Origin of the sequence: Pseudomonas tohonis, assembly GCF_012767755.2 — a bacterium.
GTDB lineage: Bacteria > Pseudomonadota > Gammaproteobacteria > Pseudomonadales > Pseudomonadaceae > Metapseudomonas > Metapseudomonas tohonis.
The window spans coordinates 4,310,928-4,330,088 of sequence record NZ_AP023189.1 but is presented as its reverse complement, the minus strand read 5'-3'; the positions used below and the strand labels follow the sequence as shown (position 1 = coordinate 4,330,088).

Annotated in this window: 21 protein-coding genes; 12 read left to right on the top strand and 9 right to left on the bottom strand. The window is 67.4% G+C overall.

Annotated elements, in window-relative coordinates; all coding sequences use genetic code 11:
- Positions 1-192 precede the first annotated feature (192 nt).
- From ccmA to HSX14_RS19505, 11 genes are all read left to right on the top strand, one after another.
- Positions 193-774 carry a cytochrome c biogenesis heme-transporting ATPase CcmA gene (gene ccmA, locus HSX14_RS19555; RefSeq protein ID WP_230428060.1) on the top strand — a complete coding sequence of 194 codons (582 nt, stop codon included), beginning with the start codon at positions 193-195 and terminating at the stop codon, positions 772-774.
- Positions 771-1,442, top strand: a complete 672-nt coding sequence (gene ccmB / locus HSX14_RS19550) for a heme exporter protein CcmB (RefSeq protein WP_173177826.1) — start codon at positions 771-773, stop codon at positions 1,440-1,442. Before ccmA ends, ccmB begins: the two co-directional genes overlap by 4 nt.
- Positions 1,443-1,607: 165 nt before the next feature.
- Positions 1,608-2,363 carry a heme ABC transporter permease gene (locus HSX14_RS19545; RefSeq protein ID WP_173177828.1) on the top strand — a complete coding sequence of 252 codons (756 nt, stop codon included), beginning with the start codon at positions 1,608-1,610 and terminating at the stop codon, positions 2,361-2,363.
- Positions 2,360-2,536 (top strand): heme exporter protein CcmD, encoded by a 177-nt coding sequence (gene ccmD, locus HSX14_RS19540; RefSeq protein WP_111260860.1) that lies wholly within the window; start codon positions 2,360-2,362, stop codon positions 2,534-2,536. Before HSX14_RS19545 ends, ccmD begins: the two co-directional genes overlap by 4 nt.
- A complete protein-coding gene (gene ccmE, locus HSX14_RS19535; RefSeq protein ID WP_173177830.1) occupies positions 2,533-2,985 on the top strand; it encodes a cytochrome c maturation protein CcmE in 453 nt (150 codons plus the stop codon). The genes ccmD and ccmE overlap by 4 nt, the downstream gene beginning before the upstream one ends.
- Positions 2,986-2,989: 4 nt before the next feature.
- A complete protein-coding gene (locus tag HSX14_RS19530; RefSeq protein ID WP_173177832.1) occupies positions 2,990-4,963 on the top strand; it encodes a heme lyase CcmF/NrfE family subunit in 1,974 nt (657 codons plus the stop codon).
- The gene (locus tag HSX14_RS19525; RefSeq protein WP_173177834.1) at positions 4,960-5,496 is read left to right on the top strand and encodes a DsbE family thiol:disulfide interchange protein; all 537 of its coding nucleotides are present in this window, start codon (positions 4,960-4,962) and stop codon (positions 5,494-5,496) included. The genes HSX14_RS19530 and HSX14_RS19525 overlap by 4 nt, the downstream gene beginning before the upstream one ends.
- A complete protein-coding gene (locus HSX14_RS19520; RefSeq protein ID WP_111260856.1) occupies positions 5,493-5,978 on the top strand; it encodes a cytochrome c-type biogenesis protein in 486 nt (161 codons plus the stop codon). Before HSX14_RS19525 ends, HSX14_RS19520 begins: the two co-directional genes overlap by 4 nt.
- The gene (ccmI, locus tag HSX14_RS19515; RefSeq protein ID WP_173177845.1) at positions 5,978-7,186 is read left to right on the top strand and encodes a c-type cytochrome biogenesis protein CcmI; all 1,209 of its coding nucleotides are present in this window, start codon (positions 5,978-5,980) and stop codon (positions 7,184-7,186) included. Before HSX14_RS19520 ends, ccmI begins: the two co-directional genes overlap by 1 nt.
- A gap of 24 nt (positions 7,187-7,210) precedes the next feature.
- Positions 7,211-7,615: a hypothetical protein gene (locus HSX14_RS19510; protein WP_173177847.1), complete on the top strand. Its 405-nt coding sequence runs from the start codon at positions 7,211-7,213 to the stop codon at positions 7,613-7,615.
- Between the two features lie 117 nt (positions 7,616-7,732).
- Positions 7,733-8,296 carry a DUF4124 domain-containing protein gene (locus HSX14_RS19505; protein ID WP_173177849.1) on the top strand — a complete coding sequence of 188 codons (564 nt, stop codon included), beginning with the start codon at positions 7,733-7,735 and terminating at the stop codon, positions 8,294-8,296.
- Between the two features lie 75 nt (positions 8,297-8,371).
- Here the strand turns inward: HSX14_RS19505 and HSX14_RS19500 are convergent, their stop codons facing one another.
- The 9 genes from HSX14_RS19500 to gcl form a co-directional block, all read right to left on the bottom strand.
- Positions 8,372-9,370, bottom strand: coding sequence for a sulfate ABC transporter substrate-binding protein (locus HSX14_RS19500; RefSeq protein ID WP_173177851.1), 999 nt, complete (start codon positions 9,368-9,370; stop codon positions 8,372-8,374).
- Positions 9,371-9,457: 87 nt separating this feature from the next.
- The gene (locus HSX14_RS19495) at positions 9,458-10,075 is read right to left on the bottom strand and encodes an HD domain-containing protein (protein ID WP_173177853.1); all 618 of its coding nucleotides are present in this window, start codon (positions 10,073-10,075) and stop codon (positions 9,458-9,460) included.
- A complete protein-coding gene (locus tag HSX14_RS19490) occupies positions 10,062-10,904 on the bottom strand; it encodes an ion transporter (RefSeq protein WP_173177855.1) in 843 nt (280 codons plus the stop codon). Before HSX14_RS19490 ends, HSX14_RS19495 begins: the two co-directional genes overlap by 14 nt.
- 41 nt (positions 10,905-10,945) lie before the next feature.
- Complete coding sequence (locus HSX14_RS19485) at positions 10,946-11,866, bottom strand: urea transporter (protein ID WP_173177857.1); 921 nt, start codon at positions 11,864-11,866, stop codon at positions 10,946-10,948.
- A 120-nt stretch (positions 11,867-11,986) separates the two neighbouring features.
- Positions 11,987-13,402 carry a pyruvate kinase gene (gene pyk, locus HSX14_RS19480; protein WP_173177859.1) on the bottom strand — a complete coding sequence of 472 codons (1,416 nt, stop codon included), beginning with the start codon at positions 13,400-13,402 and terminating at the stop codon, positions 11,987-11,989.
- A complete protein-coding gene (locus HSX14_RS19475) occupies positions 13,399-14,673 on the bottom strand; it encodes a glycerate kinase type-2 family protein (RefSeq protein WP_173177861.1) in 1,275 nt (424 codons plus the stop codon). The genes pyk and HSX14_RS19475 overlap by 4 nt, the downstream gene beginning before the upstream one ends.
- Before the next feature lie 178 nt (positions 14,674-14,851).
- Entirely contained in the window at positions 14,852-15,742 is an 891-nt protein-coding gene (locus HSX14_RS19470) for a 2-hydroxy-3-oxopropionate reductase (RefSeq protein ID WP_111260846.1), read from the bottom strand.
- Between the two features lie 16 nt (positions 15,743-15,758).
- A complete protein-coding gene (gene hyi / locus HSX14_RS19465; protein WP_173177864.1) occupies positions 15,759-16,541 on the bottom strand; it encodes a hydroxypyruvate isomerase in 783 nt (260 codons plus the stop codon).
- Positions 16,542-16,601: 60 nt separating this feature from the next.
- Entirely contained in the window at positions 16,602-18,377 is a 1,776-nt protein-coding gene (gene gcl, locus HSX14_RS19460) for a glyoxylate carboligase (protein ID WP_173177866.1), read from the bottom strand.
- 335 nt (positions 18,378-18,712) lie between these two features.
- Between gcl and HSX14_RS19455 the strand changes: the two genes are divergently transcribed.
- Complete coding sequence (locus tag HSX14_RS19455) at positions 18,713-19,156, top strand: GlcG/HbpS family heme-binding protein (RefSeq protein WP_021220542.1); 444 nt, start codon at positions 18,713-18,715, stop codon at positions 19,154-19,156.
- The last annotated feature ends 5 nt before the right edge of the window (positions 19,157-19,161 follow it).

Below are 19,161 nucleotides of genomic sequence, written 5' to 3'. Positions count from 1 at the left end.
CTGTTGAAAAGCCCCCTTCGGGGGCCGTGGTGGACATGTATAATGCCGCCCCGTCCGGGCCGGGCGCCGAACTCGTGCGCACCTGAGTATAGCGGCCGACACCTCCATGACTTGAGTTCCCCCAGGGTATCCGTTGCCGTGACCAGTCCTTATCTCGAGACCCACGACCTCGCCTGCGAGCGCGACTGGCGGATGCTGTTCGAGCGGCTCGACCTGCGCCTGGGGCACGGCGAGATGCTGCAGGTCGCCGGCCCCAACGGCAGTGGCAAGACCAGCCTGTTGCGCCTGCTCTGCGGGCTCATGCAGCCGACCGCCGGCGAGGTGCGCCTGAAAGGCGTGGCCCTCGCCGGGCAGCGCGGCGAACTCGCCCGCGAACTGCTGTGGATCGGCCACGCCGCGGGCATCAAGGGCCTGCTCAGCCCCGAGGAGAACCTCGCCTGGCTCTGCGCCCTGCACCAGCCGGCCAGCCGCGATGCCATCTGGCAGGCGCTGGAGGCGGTGGGCCTGCGCGGCTTCGAGGACGTTCCCTGCCATACCCTGTCCGCCGGCCAGCAGCGCCGCGTGGCCCTGGCGCGCCTGTACCTCGACGCGCCGCCGCTGTGGATCCTCGACGAACCCTTCACCGCCCTCGACAAGCAGGGCGTGGCGCAACTTGAGGAACACCTGGCCCAGCATTGCGATGCGGGCGGCCTGGTGGTCTTCACCACCCACCACAGCATGGCCCGTGTCCCCGCCGGCTACCGCGAACTCGACCTCGGACGGCGCGCCGCATGATCCGTGTATTCGGCCTGGTGGTCGCTCGCGAAGCGCGCCTGCTGTTCCGCCGACCGGCGGAGCTGGCCAACCCCCTGGTGTTCTTCGCTATCGTCATCGCCTTGTTCCCCCTGGCCGTCGGCCCTGAGACGCAATTGTTGCAAAGCCTTTCTCCGGGGCTGGTCTGGGTGGCGGCCCTGTTGGCCGTCCTGCTCTCGCTGGACGGGCTTTTCCGCAGTGATTTCGAGGATGGATCGCTGGAACAGTGGGTCGTTTCGCCGCACCCCCTGCCGCTTCTGGTTTTGGCCAAGGTACTGGCACACTGGCTTTTTTCCGGGCTGGCACTGGTGCTGCTGGCGCCCTTGCTGGCGCTGATGCTGGGCCTGCCTGCGCGCTGTTTGCCGGTGCTGCTCGGTTCGTTGCTGTTGGGTACGCCGGTGCTGAGCCTGCTCGGTGCGGTCGGCGCTGCCCTGACCGTTGGTCTCAAGCGCGGCGGGCTGTTGCTGGCGCTGTTGATCCTGCCCCTGTACATCCCGGTGCTGATCCTTGGCAGCGGGGCGCTACAGGCGGCCCTGCAAGGACTGCCGGCGGTGGGCCACCTGTTGTGGCTGGCCTGCCTCACCGCCCTGGCGGTGACCCTGACTCCCTTTGCCATAGCCGCCGGCCTGACCATCAGCGTCGGCGAATAAGAAACAGAGTTGCCTGACCATGAGAAAGCTGTTGAAGAACGTAGCGAGCGCAGCCGAGACAAGGCGAAAGCAGGCGAGGGCGCGGAGCTTGGTCGCCCTGAATGAGCAGCCCGAGCCTGCTTTCAACGCAGTAACGGCAAGCGCAGTAGTTTTGAGGCAGCCTTCATGAACTGGACCTGGTTCCACAAGCTGGGTTCGCCCAAATGGTTCTACGAGATCAGCGGTCGCTGGCTGCCCTGGTTCGCCTGGGCTGCGGGCATCCTGATCCTCGTCGGCCTGGTCTGGGGCCTGGCCTTCGCACCGCCGGACTACCAGCAGGGCAACAGCTTCCGCATCATCTACATCCACGTGCCGGCCGCCTTCCTGGCGCAGTCCTGCTACGTGATGCTGGCCGTGTGCGGCGTGGTCGGCCTGGTGTGGAAGATGAAGCTCGCCGACGTCGCCCTGCAGGCCGCCGCGCCCATCGGCGCCTGGATGACCGCCATCGCGCTGCTCACCGGGGCCATCTGGGGCCGCCCGACCTGGGGCGCCTGGTGGGTGTGGGATGCCCGACTGACGTCGATGCTCATCCTCCTTTTCCTCTACTTCGGTGTCATTGCCCTGGGCCAGGCGATCAGCAATCGTGACAGCGCCGCCAAGGCCTGCGCGGTGCTGGCCATCGTCGGCGTGATCAACATCCCGATCATCAAGTACTCGGTGGAGTGGTGGAACACCCTGCACCAGCCGGCCACCTTCACCGTCACCGAGAAACCGGCCATGCCTGCCGAGATGTGGGTGCCGCTGCTGATCATGGTGCTGGGCTTCTACTGCTTCTTCGCCGCCGTGCTGATGGTGCGCATGCGCCTGGACGTGCTGCGCCGCGAGGCGCGGGCCAGCTGGGTCAAGGCCGAAGTGAAGGCGCTGGTGGAGAAGGCATCGTGAATTTCGCTACGTTCGGCGAGTTCCTCGCCATGGGCCATCACGGCCTCTATGTCTGGACCGCCTACGGCATCAGCCTGGCGATCCTGATCCTCAACGTCGCGCTGCCGCTGATGGCGCGCCGTCGCTACCTGCAAGACGAGGCGCGCCGTTTGCGCCGGGAGGAGTCGAAGTGAATCCGGTCCGCAAGAAGCGCCTGTTCATCATCCTGGCCATCCTGGCCGGTGTGGGAATCGCCGTGGCGCTGGCGTTGTCGGCGCTGCAACAGAACATCAACCTGTTCTACACACCCACGCAGATCGCCAACGGCGAAGCGCCGAAGGACACCCGCATCCGCGCGGGCGGCATGGTGCGCGATGGCTCGGTACAGCGCTCGCAGGATTCCCTGGAGGTGCAGTTCGTGGTCACCGACTTCGCCAAGGACGTGACCATCCGCTACCACGGCATCCTCCCCGACCTGTTCCGCGAAGGGCAGGGCATCGTCGCCCTGGGCAAGCTGGACGCCGATGGCGTGCTGGTGGCCGATGAAGTGCTGGCCAAGCACGACGAGAAATACATGCCGCCGGAAGTGACCAAGGCGTTGAAAGAAAGCGGCCAGATGGCCCCTGCGAAGAAAGAGGGCTGATTCCATGATTCCCGAACTCGGCCACCTGGCCCTGATCCTCGCCCTGTGCATGGCCGCCGTGCAGGCGACCCTGCCGCTGATCGGCGCCTGGCGCGGTGATCGCCAGTGGATGAGCCTGGCCCAGCCCGCCGCCTGGGGGCAGTTCGCCTTCCTGGCGTTCGCCTTCGGCTGCCTCACCTACGCCTTCATGGTCGACGACTTCTCCGTCTCCTACGTCGCCAGCAACTCCAACAGCGCGCTGCCCTGGTACTACAAGTTCAGCGCCGTGTGGGGCGCCCATGAGGGCTCGCTGCTGCTCTGGGCGCTGATCCTCGGCGGCTGGACCTTCGCCGTGTCGGTGTTCTCCCGGCAGCTGCCGGAGGTGATGCTGGCCCGCGTGCTCGCGGTGATGGGCATGATCAGCATCGGCTTCCTGTCGTTCCTGATCATCACCTCCAACCCCTTCAACCGCCTGCTGCCGAACATGCCGGCCGACGGCAACGACCTCAACCCGCTGCTGCAGGACTTCGGCCTGATCGTCCACCCGCCGATGCTCTACATGGGCTACGTGGGCTTCTCGGTCGCCTTCGCCTTCGCCATCGCCGCACTGCTCGGCGGCCGCCTCGACGCCGCCTGGGCGCGCTGGTCGCGCCCGTGGACCATCATCGCCTGGGCCTTCCTCAGCGTCGGTATCGTGCTCGGCTCCTGGTGGGCCTACTACGAGCTCGGCTGGGGCGGCTGGTGGTTCTGGGACCCGGTGGAAAATGCCTCCTTCATGCCCTGGCTGGTGGGCACCGCGCTGATCCACTCCCTGGCGGTGACCGAGAAGCGCGGCGTGTTCAAGAGCTGGACGGTGCTGCTGGCCATCGCCGCCTTCTCCCTCAGCCTGCTGGGTACCTTCCTGGTCCGTTCCGGCGTGCTGACCTCCGTGCATGCCTTCGCCTCGGACCCGGAGCGCGGCGTGTTCATCCTGATCTTCCTGCTGATGGTGGTGGGCGGCTCGCTGGCCCTGTTCGCCGTCCGCGCGCCGGTGGTCAAGAGCCAGGTGGGCTTCGCCCTGTGGTCCCGCGAAACCCTGCTGCTGGTGAACAACCTGGTGCTGGTGGTGGCCGCCTCGATGATTCTCCTCGGCACTCTCTACCCCCTGGTGCTGGACGCCATCTCCGGCGCCAAGCTGTCGGTGGGCCCGCCGTACTTCAACGCCCTGTTCGTGCCGCTGATGGCGCTGCTGATGGTGGTCATGGCGGTCGGCGTGCTGGTGCGCTGGAAGGACACCCCGATTAAGTGGCTGCTGGGCATGCTCGGGCCGGTGCTGATCGGCAGCCTGGTGCTCGGCATGCTTGGCGCGTTCATCTATGGCGACTTCCACTGGGCGGTGCTGGCGGTGTTCGCCCTGGCCGCCTGGGTGGTGTTGGCCGGCGTGCGCGACCTGCTCGACAAGACCCGCCACAAGGGCCTGATCAAGGGCGCCCGCAGCCTGACCCGCAGCTACTGGGGCATGCAACTGGCCCACGCCGGCATCGCCGTGTGCGCCCTGGGCGTGGTGCTTTCCAGCCAGTACAGCGCCGAGCGCGACCTGCGCCTCGCTCCGGGCGAGTCCGTGGAACTGGGTGGTTATCGCTTCGTGTTCGAGGGCGCCGCCCACCACGAGGGCCCCAACTTCACTTCCGACAAGGGCACCGTGCGCGTGCTTGACGGCGACCGCGAGATTTCCGTGCTGCACCCGGAGAAGCGCCTGTACACCGTGCAGCAATCGATGATGACCGAGGCGGGCATCGATGCCGGCCTGACCCGCGACCTCTACGTGGCCCTGGGCGAACCCCTGGGCGACGGTGCCTGGGCCGTGCGCGTGCACGTCAAGCCCTTCGTCCGCTGGATCTGGCTCGGCGGCCTGCTGATGGGCCTGGGTGGCGTGCTGGCAGCGTTCGACCCGCGCTACCGGGTCAAGGTGAAGACCCGCGTGCGTGACGCACTGGGCATGGCTGGAGCGCAAGCATGAAGCGCCTGATCCTGTTGCTGCCCCTGGTGATCTTCCTGGGTGTGGCGGTATTCCTCTATCGCGGCCTGTTCCTCGACCCGGCCGAGCTGCCTTCGGCGCTGATCGGCAAGCCCTTCCCGGCCTTCTCCCTGCCGTCCGTGGACGGCTCGCGCACCCTCAGCGAGGCCGACCTCAAGGGCAAGCCGGCGCTGGTCAACGTCTGGGGCACCTGGTGCATCTCCTGCCGGGTCGAGCACCCGGTGCTGAACAAGCTGTCGCAGATGGGCGTGGTCATCCACGGCGTCAACTACAAGGACGACAACGCCGCCGCGCTGAAATGGCTGAAGGAGTTCCACAACCCCTACCAGCTGGACATCCGTGACGAGCAGGGTGGCCTCGGGCTGGACCTGGGCGTCTACGGTGCCCCCGAGACCTTCCTGATCGACAAGGACGGCATCATCCGCCACAAGTTCGTCGGCGTGATCGACGAAGTCGTCTGGCGCGAGCAACTGGCGCCGTTGTACCAGGCCCTGGTCGACGAGGCCGGCCAATGAAGCGCCTGCTCGCCACCCTGGCTCTCGGCCTCGCCCTCACCGGCGTGGCCCGCGCGGCCATCGACACCTACGAGTTCAAGGACGAGGCCGAGCGCGAGCGTTTCCGCGTGCTCACCGAGGAGCTGCGCTGCCCCAAGTGCCAGAACCAGAACATCGCCGACTCCAACGCCCCCATCGCCACCGACCTGCGCCGCGAGATCTTCCGCATGCTGGAAGAGGGCAAGGGCGACGACGAGATCGTCGACTACCTGGTCGCCCGCTACGGCGACTTCGTGCGCTACAAGCCGCCGGTCAACGGCCGCACCCTGCTGCTCTGGTACGGCCCGGCGGGCCTGCTGGTGGGCGGCCTGCTGGTGCTCGGGGTGATCGTGCTGCGCCGCCGCCGCGTCGAGAACGCCCCCGGCGACGCACTGCTTTCCAGCGATGAGCGCGCCCGCCTGGATGCGCTGCTCAACCAAGAGACTCAGGACAAGAACCACTGATGATCGATTTCTGGCTCGCCGCCGGCCTGCTCCTGCTGGTCGCCCTCGCATTCCTGCTGATCCCCGTGTTGCGTGGCCGCAAGGCCCAGGCCGAAGAGGATCGCACCGCACTCAACGTCGCCCTGTACCAGGAGCGCCTGGCCGAACTCCAGGGCCAGCGCTCCGCCGGCACCCTCACCGAGGAGCAGCTCGAGGCCGGCCGTGCCGAAGCCGCGCGTGAGCTGCTGGCCGACACCGAGGGCGCCGACACCGGCCGCAGCTCGCGCCTGGGCAAGGCCTTGCCGCTCGCTGCCGCGCTGGCCGTGCCGCTGTTGGGCATCGGCCTGTACCTGCATTGGGGCGCCAGCGACAAGGTCGAGCTGGCCCGTGAGATGCGCGAGCAGCCGCGCACCATCGAAGAGATGACCGCGCGCCTGGAGAAGGTCGTGCAGGCGCAGCCGGATTCCGCCGAAGGCTGGTATTTCCTCGGCCGTACCTACATGGCCCAGGAGCGTGCCGGCGATGCCGCCAGGGCCTACGAGCGCGCCGTGCAGGTCGCCGGCCGCCAGCCCGAGCTGCTGGGGCAGTGGGCCCAGGCGTTGTATTTCGCCAGCCAGAAGCGCTTCACCCCCGAGGTGCAGGCGCTGACCGAAGAGGCCTTGAAGGCCGATGCCAACGAAGTCACCAGCCTTGGCCTGCTGGGCATCGCCGGCTTCGAGGAGGGCCGCTTCAAGGACGCCATCGGCTACTGGGAGCGCCTGATCGCGGTGTTGCCGCAGGATGATCCGTCCCGCGGCGCCCTGCAGGGCGGCATCGAGCGTGCCCGCGAGAAGCTCGCCGAGAGCGGTGAAACGCTGCCGGAACGCGATACCGTCACCAAGTCCATGCCGCAGCTGAAGGTCCGTGTCGACCTGGCCGCCGCGCTCAAGGACAAGGTGCAGCCGGGGGATGCGGTGTTCATCTTCGCCCGCGCCGCCGAAGGCCCGCCCATGCCGCTGGCCGTCAAGCGCCTGACGGTGAAGGACCTGCCGGCCGAGGTGGTGCTCAGCGACGCCGATGCGATGATGCCGCAGCTGAAGATCTCCAACTTCGCCCAGGTGCAGCTGGTGGCGCGCATCTCCCGCGAGGGCAATGCCAAGGCAGGCGAATGGATCGGACGCAGCCCGGCGTTGTCTAGTGCTGTGCAGGAGCAGCAGCGCCTGACCATCGACAGCCCGGACCAGCCCTGATCCATCGACCGAGAGCACGCAGCCATGAATTCGACCCTTCGACTTTCCCTTGCCTGCCTGCTCCTCGGTCTCGCCGGCTGCTCCTTGCAGCCGCCAGCGCCCGAGCACGGCGGCGGGCCTGCCGCGCCGCAACAGCTGCCGCCGCCCGGCCAGCAGAACCGTGCGCCAGTGACGCCGTCCCAGCCGCTGCCGCCCAAGGTCACGCGCATGAAGAGCCACCCGCGCTACGCGCCGCCGCCCGGCGCTGCCTGCTACTGGGACACGGCGCTCGGCGTGTACGTGCTCGAGGGCGAGCAGGACCTCTATTACCGCGAGCGCACCTACTACCACTGGGACCAGGGCTGGCATTGGTCCAACAGCCCCAACGGCCCCTGGCAACCCACCGATTCCAGCGGCGTGCCCGCCGGCCTCGGGCGTCGCCATCCCTGAGCCCGCTCGCGCGTCCTGACGCGCGGTCATGCCGTTCCGACCACCGTCACCACGGCGCGTGGACAGCCTGGCAGCCCTTGTGTACTGTGCTGGCGTTCTGCCATTTGGAGCACAAGGATGTTCGCTCGCATCGCCCTGGCCTTTCTGGCCATGCTCATCGCCCAGCCGGTTCTCGCCCAGGTCTACCAGTGGCGCGACGAACAGGGGAAGGTGCATTTCACCGATACCCCGCCACCGGAAAGCCGCAATGTCACCGAGCAGAAGCTGCAGGTGAACACCATCCAGGGCCTGGACGACTCCGAGCTCCAGCGCACCTCCTCGCGCAGCTCCCTGTTCGAGGACGACGAGGAAGAGCTGAACCCCGGGCAACTGCACCAGAAAGGCATGGTGCAATGTGCCGCCGCCATCCGCCGCATGCCGTCGCTGATCACCGAAACGCAGAAGATCGGTCGCGAGGCCGTGCGCCAGAAGCGCGCCACCCAGGCCCAGTTGGACGACGCCATGTACAAGATGGACACGGCCTACAAGGAGATGAAACGCAACGAGAAGGCCTGCGCGAGCGACTACGCCAAGGGCGGCACGGCGCGCCTGGCGGTCAACTGCCTGGCCGATACCGATGACGTGATGAGCTTCGGCCTGTGCATGAAGTTCGGCGAGTGGGCCAGCACCTTCGGGCAGTGAGGCCGGCGGTTCCGGCCTGATCCACAAAGCAGAACGGCGACCCGAGGGTCGCCGTTTTCGTGTCTGCCGCCCGGCTTACTGGCCGGTGTAGACCTGGTCGAAGACGCCACCGTCGTTGAAGTGGGTCTTCTGCACGTCACGCCAGTCGCCGAAGGTCTTCTCCACGGAGAGGAATTCGACCTTGGGGAAGCGGTCGGCGAACTTGGCGAGGATCTCCGGGTTGCGCGGGCGCAGGTAGTTGTTGGCGGCGATGGTCTGGCCCTCGTCGCTCCACAGGTACTTCAGGTACGCCTCGGCGGCCTCGCGAGTGCCTTTCTTGTCGACCACCTTGTCGACCACGGCCACCGGCGGCTCGGCTTCGGCGGAGACGCTCGGGTAGACCACCTCGAAGCCGCCACGGCCGAATTCGCGGGCGATCATCTCGGCTTCGTTCTCGAAGGTCACCAGTACGTCGCCGATCTGGTTCTGGATGAAGGTGGTGGTGGCGGCGCGGCCACCGGTATCGAGCACCGGCGCCTGCTTGAACAGCTTGCCGACGAACTCCTTGGCCTTGTTCTCGTCACCACCGTTCTTCAGCACGTAGCCCCAGGCGGAGAGGTAGGTGTAACGGCCGTTGCCGGAGGTCTTGGGGTTGGGCACCACCACCTGGACGCCGTCCTTGAGCAGGTCCGGCCAGTCCTTCAGACCCTTGGGGTTGCCCTTGCGCACGATGAACACGGTGGCGGAGGTGAAGGGGGCGCTGTTGTTCGGCAGGCGCTCGGCCCAGTTCTGCGGCACCAGGCCGCCGTTGTCGGCCAGGGCGTTGATGTCGGTGGCCTGGTTCATGGTGATGACGTCGGCGGGCAGGCCGTCGATCACGGCACGGGCCTGCTTGCTGGAGCCACCGTGGGACATCTGCAGGGTGATGTTCTCGCCTTTCTCCTGCTGCCAGTGCTTCTGGAAGGCGGCGTTGTAGTCCTTGTAGAAGTCGCGCATCACGTCATAGGAGACGTTGAGCAGGGTGGGGGCGGCCTGGGCCGCGGTGGCCAGGGCCAGGCCCGCTGCCAGCAGCGAAGCGGAGAACAGACGTTTCACGGATCGTTCCTTCTAGGGGGTGAGGGCAAGGGAATATAGCGGTGTGCCATATATTCTTTTAAATACTGAAAACGAATTTGCTTATTCTCAGGCCAAGGCCTGCAGGGCGCCAAGCAGATTCTCGCGCGCCGGCTGCTCCCAGCGTTGCGCGAGCGGGGTCTTGTGGTAGAGGCGGGGCATGTCCAGCAACTGCTTCAGCAGCTTGCTGCGCCCGGCTCGGAACAGCGGTTCCGGCACCCATTCGTACTCGGCGCGCACGGCCTTTTCGTAGGCGTCGTAGACCTCCTTCGGGGCTGCCAGGATCGACAGGTCCAGGTCCACCACCAGCTCGGCGTCACCGGCACGCGGCGGTTCCATGTGGCGGGTGGCGAGGATCAGCCCGCGGAGCGCCTCGCCGTGCTCGCCAAGCCCGGCCTGGAGCAGCCAGGCGACCGTCTGCTCGGCACTGGCGGCCTCGTTGTCCTGGCGCTTCGGGTCGTACACCAGGTCGTGGGTCCAGAGCGCCAGCTCGACCCGGTCGGGGTGGTCCGCCAGGTGGCTCCATTCGTCGAAGTGGCCCAGGCAGGCGCTGATGTGGGCGGTGCTGTGGTACTGGCGCTGGGGCGCACCGTAGGCCTCGCGCAGCTGATCGAAGCTGCCTTCGGGCGCGGGCGCGCCCAGGCGCAGCCAGAGGGCGTCCCAACGTGCCTGGTCAAGGTGTTCCATGTTCGCCTCCTCGCGGGAAAAGCGGGTTGCCGCAGCGGCTGCAGAAGCTCGCGGCGGATTCGTGGCTGCGCTTGCGGCAGGTGGCGCACTCCCGGTCCAGCTGTCCGTCCTGGCGCATGGCGTTGGCCAGTTCGGCGCTGAAGATACCGGTGGGCACGGCGATGATCGAGTAGCCGGTGATCATCACCAGGCTGGCCACTGCCTGGCCCAGTGGCGTTTTCGGGGTGATGTCGCCGAAGCCGACGGTGGTCAGGGTCACCACCGCCCAATAGATGCTGGTGGGAATGCTGGTGAAACCGTTCTCCGGGCCTTCGATCACGTACATCAACGCGCCGAACACCACCACCAATGTCGAGACGCTGAGCAGGAACACCGCGATCTTCTGCCGGCTGCCGCGCAGCGCGCTGAGCAGGAAGTTCGCCTGCACCAGGTAATGGCGCAGCTTGAAGATGCGGAACACCCGCACCAGGCGCAGGGCGCGGACGATCAACAGGTACTGGGCATCCGGGTAGAAGAGCGCGACCACCCCGGGGATGATCGCCATCAGGTCCACCAGGCCGAAGAAGCTGAAGACGTAGCGCAGCGGCTTCGGCGCGCTGTACAGGCGCAGCAGGTATTCCGCGATGAACAGCGCGGTGATCGCCCACTCGAGCCCGGACAGCAGGCCGGCGTGGCGACGGTGGATGTGCTCGACGCTGTCCAGCAGCACGATGGCCAGGCTGGCCAGGATCAGCCAGATGAGCCTGGTGTCGAAGCGCCGCCCGGCCGGGGTGTCGGCCTGGAAGATGATGCTGTACAGACGCTCGCGCCTGCTGTGTGCCTCGGCCATGGAGTCCTCCTCAGGAGACGAACCTTAGCAGAGCCGCCCTTTCAGTGGCGCAGGTGGGTGGGGCGCGGCCGCGTGCCGTTCTGGCGCAGCAGGCGGCCGCCGGCGATCACCAGCCAGCAGGCGAGGATGAAGGGCGCGGTCATGGCGGGCAGGCCGAAGGTGGCGAAGCCGGGTTGCAGCAGCACGCCGAGGGCGACGCCGATGACGACCACCGGCAGGCTGGCCAGGCGCTTGCCCAGGGCGATGCCGATGAGCACGCCGTTGAGGCTGAACAGGCCGGCCAGCAGCGTGTCGGTGGGCAGTTTCAGGCAGAGGCCCAGTGCCAGCGCCAGGGCGCTGCCGAACGACGCCCAGAGCGCCACCCGCCAGGAGGCCAGGAGCAGGGCGAGGAGCACGCAGGCCCCGGCCAGCGGGTCGGCGAGGAAGATCACCTGGCCGAAGCCGCGCAGCAGGGCGAGGAGCAGGCCGATGCTATCGGCGTCGAGAACGACCGCCGGCGCCGCCGCTGGAGCGGTCAGCTGCAGCCCATGGGCCAGCCACAGCAGCACCCAGCCGAAGCCGACGAAGGGGCTGGTGAAGGCGGGCAGCCACTCGCGCTCCCGCGCGTTGCGCAACAGGCGGTGCAGCAGCAGGGTGGAAAGGCCGGCGCAACAGACGATCAGCAGCGGCAGGTGCAGCGTCCACTCGAAGCGCGCACCCAGCAACATGCCCAGCAGCACGCCGTTGTAGCCGTAGAGGCCGGCTTCCACGTCCTCGCGCGGGTAGCCCCGGCGCAGGGCGGTGAGCCAGCTGGCGAAACCGCCGAGCAGGGCACCGCCGAGCAACTGCGGCGCGCCGACGAGGATGGCGCAGAGCAGCAGGGCGCCGCAGCCGGGGTGGCGCTGCAGGAAGATCTGGCTGAAACCGTTGAGCTGGGCACTGGCCCAGGAACGGGCATCGCAAGGCAGAGGAAGGTGTCGCATGGTGTGGCCGGTTGAAAGGGAAAAGGCGCCCGTCCCTGGGACGTGGCGCCTGCGGATGGCATTCGACCTGCCGGAGCAGGGCGGCCCGGTGCGTCTGCGCGCGCCGTGGCCGCGGCTGGATCAGTCCAGGTGGGCGATGCGCAGCATGTTGGTAGAGCCGGGCTGGCCCAGGGGCACGCCGGCGGTGATCACCAGGGTGTCGCCGGTGCGGGCCATGCCCTGGGCGCGGGCGATCTCCAGCGCGGTGCCGGTGACGTCCTCGACCTTGTCCAGGCGCTGGTTGACCACCGAGTAGACGCCCCAGGCCACGGTCAGGCGGCGGGCGGTCTCCAGGCTCGGGGTGAGGCTGAGGATCGGTGCCTTGGGGCGCTCGCGGGAGGCGCGCAGGCTGGAGCTGCCGGACTCGGTGTAGTTCACCAGGGTCGCCACCGGGAGGATGCTGCTGATGCGGCGGATGGCGCAGCTGATGGCGTCCGAGGCGGTGGCTTCGGCCTGCGGGCGGCTGACGTCGAGCTGGGACTGGAAGTCCGGGCCCTGTTCCACCTGGCGGATGATCTTGCTCATCATCTGCACGGTTTCCAGCGGGTAGTCACCGGAGGCGGTCTCGGCCGAGAGCATCACGGCGTCGGTGCCTTCGGCCACGGCATTGGCGACATCGGTCACCTCGGCGCGGGTCGGCGCCGGGGAGAAGCGCATGGATTCCAGCATCTGGGTGGCGACCACCACCGGGCGGCCGAGCTGGCGGCAGGTGCGGATGATGTCCTTCTGGATGCGCGGCACGTTCTCGGCCGGCACTTCGACGCCCAGGTCGCCACGGGCGACCATGATGGCGTCGCAGAGGCGGGCGATTTCTTCCAGGTGTTGCACGGCGGAGGGCTTCTCGATCTTGGCCATCAGCGCGGCGCGGCCCTGGATCAGGCCCCGGGCCTCGACTATGTCCTCGGGGCGCTGGACGAAGGAGAGGGCGACCCAGTCGACGCCCAGTTCGAGGCCGAAATCGAGGTCGCGGCGGTCCTTGGCGGTCAGCGGGGACAGCTGTAGCACGGCCTCGGGGACATTGACGCCCTTGCGGTCGGACAGCTCGCCACCGGCGATCACCCGGGTGTCGATGGCATCGGCGTGCTTGGCGGTCACCTGCAGGCGCAGGCGGCCGTCGTCCAGCAGCAGGTTCATGCCCGGCTGCAGGGCTTCGATGATCTCGGGGTGGGGCAGGTTGACCCGGCTGCCGTCGCCCGGGGTCGCGTCCAGGTCCAGGCGCAGGGCCTGGCCGCGCTCCAGGTGGACCTTGCCTTCGGCGAAACGGCCGACCCGCAGCTTGGGCCCCTGGAGGTCCATGAGGATGCCGATCGGGCGGGCCAGCTGGCGCTCGACCTCGCGCACCCATTGGTAGCGCTGGGCGTGGTCGGCATGTTCGCCGTGGCTGAAGTTCAGGCGGAACAGGTTGACCCCGGCCTCCACCAGCTGGCGGATGTCGTCGACGCCCTTGATGGCCGGGCCGAGGGTGGCGAGGATTTTGACTTTCTTGTCGGAGGTCATTGTGCGGGGCTCTCGAGAATCAGGATGGCGCGGAAGTCGTTGACGTTGGTACGGGTCGGCTCGGTGACGATCAGGCTGTCGAGGGCGGCGAAGTAGCCGTAGCCATTGTTGTTGTCGAGCTCGTCGCTGGCGGACAACCCGAGCTCCGCGGCGCGGGCGTGGCTGGTCGGGGTCATGATGGCGCCGGCGTTGTCTTCGGAGCCGTCGATGCCGTCGGTGTCGCCGGCCAGGGCGTAGACGCCGGGCAGGCCCTTGAGGGTGTGGGTGAGGCTCAGCAGGAACTCGGCGTTGCGCCCGCCACGGCCGTTGCCGCGCACGGTGACGGTGGTCTCGCCGCCGGAGAGGATCACGCAGGGCGGCTTGATCGGCTGGCCATGGAGGACGATCTGCCGGGCGATGCCGGCGTGGACCTTGGCCACCTCGCGGGACTCGCCTTCCAGGTCGCCGAGGATCAGCGGGGTGAAGCCGGCGGCGCGGGCCTTCTCGGCAGCGGCATCGAGGGATTGCTGGGGCGTGGCGATCAATTGGAAGTGGCTGCGCGAGAGCACCGGGTCACCGGGCTTCACGGTCTCCGAGCGCGGGTCCTGCAGCCAGGCGCGGACGTTGGCCGGCACCTCGATCTGGTAGCGCGCGAGGATCGCCAGGGCCTCCGCCGAGGTGGTCGGGTCGGCGACGGTGGGGCCGGAGGCGATGACCGTGGCTTCGTCGCCGGGCACGTCGGAGATGGCGTAGGTGAAGACGCTGGCCGGCCAGCAGGCCTTGGCCAGGCGACCGCCCTTGATCGCGGAGAGGTGCTTGCGCACGCAGTTCATCTCGGAGATGGCGGCACCGGATTTCAGTAGCGCCTTGTTGATCGCCTGCTTGTCCTTGAGGCTGATGCCCTCGGCGGGGAGGGCCAGCAGCGAGGAGCCGCCGCCGGAGAGAAGGAAGATCACCCGGTCGCTTTCGCTCAGGCCGCTCACCAGCTGCAGCACGCGCTGGGCGGTCTCCAGGCCGGCGGCATCCGGTACCGGGTGCGCCGCTTCCACCACCTCGATGCGGCGGCAATTGGCGCCGTGCCCGTAGCGGGTCACCACCAGGCCGGCGATCTCGCCCTGCCATTCCTGCTCGATCACCTCGGCCATGGCGGCTGCGGCCTTGCCGGCACCGATGACGATGAGGCGGCCGCTGCGGTCGGCGGGCAGGTGGTCGGCCAGCACCTGGCGGGGGTGGGCGGCGGCGATGGCGGTAGCGAAGAGGTCGCGCAGCAGGCTTTGCGGATCGAATGACATGACAGACTCCGGAGGGGCGCTGGATTCTTGTTGTGGTGGGGCTTGGAGGCCGATTGCAGTCCCGAGCCGCCGCTCGCAGCGGCTCGGGACTGGAATCGACCCACCTGGCCATTGGGCCGTGACTCCGCCGGCCAGGAAGGTCGAAAGGGGTGCCGGGCGGGGGCCCGGCGAAAGCGGCTTACTCTTTGCGGATGGAGAAGTTGGCCATGTGCTCCAGGCCCTTCACCAGCGCGGAGTGGTCCCAGTTGCTGCCACCGATGGCGGCGCAGGTGCTGAAGACCTGCTGGGCGTTGGCGGTGTTGGGCAGGTTCAGGCCCAGTTCGCGGGCGCCGGACAGGGCCAGGTTGAGGTCCTTCTGGTGCAGGCTGATGCGGAAGCCCGGGTCGAAGGTGCCCTTGATCATGCGCTCGCCGTGCACTTCGAGGATCTTCGAGCCGGCGAAGCCGCCCATCAGCGCTTCGCGCACCTTGGCCGGGTCGGCGCCGTTCTTGGCGGCGAACAGCAGGGCTTCGGCGACGGCCTGGATGTTCAGGGCGACGATGATCTGGTTGGCGACCTTGGCGGTCTGGCCGTCACCGTTGCCACCCACGCGGGTGATGTTCTTGCCCATGGCCTGGAACAGCGGCAGGGCGCGCTCGAAGGCGTTCGGGCAGCCACCGACCATGATGCTCAGGGTCGCGGCCTTGGCGCCGACTTCACCGCCGGATACCGGGGCGTCCAGGTAGGAGGCGCCGGTGGCCTTGACCTTCTCGGCGAAGACCTTGGTGGCGGAGGGGGAGATGGAGCTCATGTCGATCACCACCTTGCCGGCGCCGACGCCCTCGACCACGCCGTCCTTGCGGAACAGTACGTCGTCGACCTGGGGGGTGTCCGGAACCATGATGATGATGAACTCGGCTTCCTGGGCCACTTCGCGCGGGTTGGCCAGGGCGATGCCGTTGTCGCCGAGCAGGTCGGCGGGTGCCTTGTCGAAGTGCTCGGAGAAGAACAGGGTGTGGCCGGCTTTCTGCAGGTTCTGAGCCATGGGCTTGCCCATGATGCCGGTTCCGATGAATCCGATCTTGGCCATGTGGATTACCTCTTTCTTAGATGGCGTTATGGGTTTTCAGCCAGCCAAGGCCGGCGGCGGTGGTGGTGGCGGGCTTGTACTCGCAGCCGACCCAGCCCTGGTAGCCGATGCGGTCCAGGTGCTCGAAGAGGAAGCGGTAGTTGATCTCGCCGGTGCCCGGCTCGTTGCGGCCCGGGTTGTCGGCCAGCTGCACGTGGTTGATCACGGCGAGGTTGCCTTCCACGGTGCGCGCCAGGTCACCTTCCATGATCTGCATGTGATAGATGTCGTACTGCAGGAACAGGTTGGCGCTGCCGACCTTCTCGCGGATCGCCAGGGCCTGCCGGGTGGTGTTCAGGTAGAAGCCCGGGATGTCGCGGGTGTTGATCATTTCCATGACCAGGCGGATGCCTGCGGCTTGCAGCTTCTCGGCGGCGTACTTCAGGTTGTCGACGAAGGTCTTCTCGACGGTGGCGCAGTCCGGGCCCTGGGGGCGGATGCCGGCCAGGCAGTTGACCTGCTGGTTGCCGAGCACCTTGGCGTAGGCGATGGCCTTGTCGACGCCGGCGCGGAATTCCTCGACGCGGTCCGGGTGGCAGGCGATGCCGCGCTCACCCTTGCCCCAGTCGCCGGCGGGCAGGTTGAACAGCACCTGTTCCAGCTTGTTGGCGTCCAGGCGGGCCTTGATCTCCTCGGCCGGGAAGTCGTAGGGGAAGAGGTACTCGACACCGGTGAAACCGGCGTCGGCAGCGGCGGCGAAACGGTCCAGGAAGTCCACTTCGGTGAACAGCATGGACAGGTTGGCGGCAAAACGGGGCATGAAGATTCTCCTCGGTAGACCTCCCTCTCCCGCCACGAACGGGAGAGGGGGCGTTGCTCGTCAGTCCAGCAGCGAGATGGCGGTCGGGGCGTCGGCGCCGCGTTGGGCCAGTTCTTCGAACTCGTTGATCGCGTTGATCTCGGTGCCCATGGAGATGTTGGTGACACGCTCCAGGATGACCTCGACCACGACCGGTACGCGGAACTCTTCCATCAGCTTGCGGGCCTTGGCGAAGGCGCTCTGCAGTTCGTTGGCGTCGAACACGCGGATGGCCTTGCAGCCCAGGCCCTCGACCACCGCGACGTGGTCCACGCCGTAGCCGTTGAGCTCCGGTGCGTTGACGTTGTCGAAGGACAGCTGCACGCAGTAGTCGATCTCGAAGCCGCGCTGCGCCTGGCGGATCAGGCCCAGGTAGGAGTTGTTCACCAGCACGTGGATGTAGGGCAGGTTGAACTGCGCGCCCACGGCCAGCTCCTCGATCATGAACTGGAAGTCGTAGTCACCCGAGAGCGCCACCACCGGCCGGCTCGGATCGGCCTTGACCACGCCGAGGGCGGCGGGAACGGTCCAGCCCAGCGGGCCGGCCTGGCCGCAGTTGATCCAGTGGCGGGGCTTGTACACGTGCAGGAACTGGGCGCCGGCGATCTGCGACAGGCCGATGGTGCTGACGTAGCAGGTGTCCTTGCCGAAGAACTCGTTCATTTCCTCGTACACGCGCTGCGGCTTGACCGGCACGTTGTCGAAGTGGGTCTTGCGCTGCAGGGTGCGCTTGCGCTCGCGGCAGGATTCGACCCAGGCGCTGCGGTCCTTCAGCTTGCCGGCGGCTTTCCACTCGCGGGCGACTTCGAGGAAGGCGTCCAGCGCGGAGCCGGCGTCGGAGACGATGCCCAGGTCCGGGGTGAACACGCGGCCGATCTGGGTGGGCTCGATGTCCACGTGGATGAAGCGGCGGCCCTGGGTGTAGACGTCGACGGAGCCGGTGTGGCGGTTGGCCCAGCGGTTGCCGATGCCGAACACCAGGTCCGATTCCAGCAGCGTGGCGTTGCCGTAGCGGTGCGAGGTCTGCAGGCCGCACATGCCGGCCATCAGGGCATGGTCGTCGGGGATGGTGCCCCAGCCCATCAGGGTCGGGATCACCGGTACGCCGGTCAGCTCGGCGAATTCGACCAGCTTGTCGGAGGCGTTGGCGTTGATCACGCCGCCGCCGGAAACGATCAGCGGGCGCTCGGCCTCATTGAGCATGGCCAGGGCCTTCTCGGCCTGGATGCGGGTGGCGGACGGCTTGTTCACCGACAGCGGCTCGTAGGCGTCGATGTCGAATTCGATCTCGGCCATCTGCACGTCGAAGGGCAGGTCGATCAGCACCGGGCCGGGACGGCCGCTGCGCATTTCGAAGAAGGCCTTCTGGAAGGCGTAGGGCACCTGGCCCGGCTCGAGGACGGTGGTCGCCCACTTGGTCACCGGCTTGACGATGCTGGTGATGTCGACGGCCTGGAAGTCTTCCTTGTGCAGGCGGGCACGAGGGGCCTGGCCGGTGATGCAGAGGATCGGGATGGAGTCGGCGGAGGCCGAGTACAGGCCGGTGACCATGTCGGTGCCGGCAGGGCCGGACGTACCGATGCACAGGCCGATGTTGCCCGGGTTGGTGCGGGTGTAGCCCTCTGCCATGTGCGAGGCGCCCTCGACGTGACGGGCCAGGACATGGTCAATGCCGCCGATCTTGTTCAGTGCGGCGTACAGCGGGTTGATGGCGGCGCCGGGGATGCCGAACGCGGTGTCGATGCCTTCGCGGCGCATCACCAGGACGGCGGCCTCGATTGCTCTCATTTTGGCCATGTTTTGTGCCTCTTTTCTTGTGAAAATTGTATACAAGGTGCTTGTGGCGGATTCTATTCAGGTGCCGACTGAAGGGTCAAGGAGATTTGTCGGGCGAAATGTCGCAGGTCAGGGTTTCTTTAAAACGCCCGTTTGACGCGGCTTTCAGTGCCTATCTGGAGCGGATTGGGAGTAAATGTATACAAAGAAGAAATTAATTGTATATCAAGATTGATTTTTTTGTGTTCGGTGAGATAGTTGAGAAAAGCGCCGCCATTCTTGCAACCGGCTCCGTGATGGCCACAGCAACCCGGCGACGTGCGTCCGCTTCAACCACTACCCGAGGAAGCCTCACGATGAGCACCCTGTCCCTGGAAACCGCTGTCAGCATCTCCAACCGCGCCCTGGCCATCGGCCGCGAACTGCGAACAGCGCCCCTGACCATTGCCGTGCTGGATGCCGGCGGCCACCTGATCACCCTGCAGCGTGAAGACGGCGCCAGCATGCTTCGCCCGCAGATCGCCATCGGCAAGGCCTGGGGCGCCGTCGCCCTCGGCAAGGGCTCGCGCCTGATCGCCGCCGACGCGCAGCAGCGCCCGGCCTTCATCGGCGCGGTGAACAACCTGGCCGACGGCAACCTGGTGCCTGCGCCGGGTGGCGTGCTGATCCGCAATCAGGCGGGGGAGGTGATCGGCGCCATCGGCATCAGCGGCGACACCTCCGATATCGACGAGCAGTGCGCCATCAGCGGCGTGGAATCGGTGGGCCTCAAGGCCGACGCCGGCATCGCGGCGGCCTGACCCTC

Bases quoted from the DNA above. Each gene is read 5' to 3' on its own strand.
- HSX14_RS19510 (WP_173177847.1), top strand. From the start codon at position 7,211: ATGAATTCGACCCTTCGACTTTCCCTTGCCTGCCTGCTCCTCGGTCTC.
- HSX14_RS19490 (WP_173177855.1), bottom strand. From the start codon at position 10,904: ATGGCCGAGGCACACAGCAGGCGCGAGCGTCTGTACAGCATCATCTTC.
- HSX14_RS19485 (WP_173177857.1), bottom strand. From the start codon at position 11,866: ATGCGACACCTTCCTCTGCCTTGCGATGCCCGTTCCTGGGCCAGTGCC.
- gcl (WP_173177866.1), bottom strand. From the start codon at position 18,377: ATGGCCAAAATGAGAGCAATCGAGGCCGCCGTCCTGGTGATGCGCCGC.
- hyi (WP_173177864.1), bottom strand. From the start codon at position 16,541: ATGCCCCGTTTTGCCGCCAACCTGTCCATGCTGTTCACCGAAGTGGAC.
- HSX14_RS19505 (WP_173177849.1), top strand. From the start codon at position 7,733: ATGTTCGCTCGCATCGCCCTGGCCTTTCTGGCCATGCTCATCGCCCAG.
- pyk (WP_173177859.1), bottom strand. From the start codon at position 13,402: ATGACCTCCGACAAGAAAGTCAAAATCCTCGCCACCCTCGGCCCGGCC.
- HSX14_RS19495 (WP_173177853.1), bottom strand. From the start codon at position 10,075: ATGGAACACCTTGACCAGGCACGTTGGGACGCCCTCTGGCTGCGCCTG.
- ccmA (WP_230428060.1), top strand. From the start codon at position 193: ATGCTGTTCGAGCGGCTCGACCTGCGCCTGGGGCACGGCGAGATGCTG.
- HSX14_RS19475 (WP_173177861.1), bottom strand. From the start codon at position 14,673: ATGTCATTCGATCCGCAAAGCCTGCTGCGCGACCTCTTCGCTACCGCC.
- HSX14_RS19455 (WP_021220542.1), top strand. From the start codon at position 18,713: ATGAGCACCCTGTCCCTGGAAACCGCTGTCAGCATCTCCAACCGCGCC.
- ccmI (WP_173177845.1), top strand. From the start codon at position 5,978: ATGATCGATTTCTGGCTCGCCGCCGGCCTGCTCCTGCTGGTCGCCCTC.
- HSX14_RS19525 (WP_173177834.1), top strand. From the start codon at position 4,960: ATGAAGCGCCTGATCCTGTTGCTGCCCCTGGTGATCTTCCTGGGTGTG.
- HSX14_RS19470 (WP_111260846.1), bottom strand. From the start codon at position 15,742: ATGGCCAAGATCGGATTCATCGGAACCGGCATCATGGGCAAGCCCATG.
- ccmB (WP_173177826.1), top strand. From the start codon at position 771: ATGATCCGTGTATTCGGCCTGGTGGTCGCTCGCGAAGCGCGCCTGCTG.
- HSX14_RS19545 (WP_173177828.1), top strand. From the start codon at position 1,608: ATGAACTGGACCTGGTTCCACAAGCTGGGTTCGCCCAAATGGTTCTAC.
- HSX14_RS19530 (WP_173177832.1), top strand. From the start codon at position 2,990: ATGATTCCCGAACTCGGCCACCTGGCCCTGATCCTCGCCCTGTGCATG.
- HSX14_RS19520 (WP_111260856.1), top strand. From the start codon at position 5,493: ATGAAGCGCCTGCTCGCCACCCTGGCTCTCGGCCTCGCCCTCACCGGC.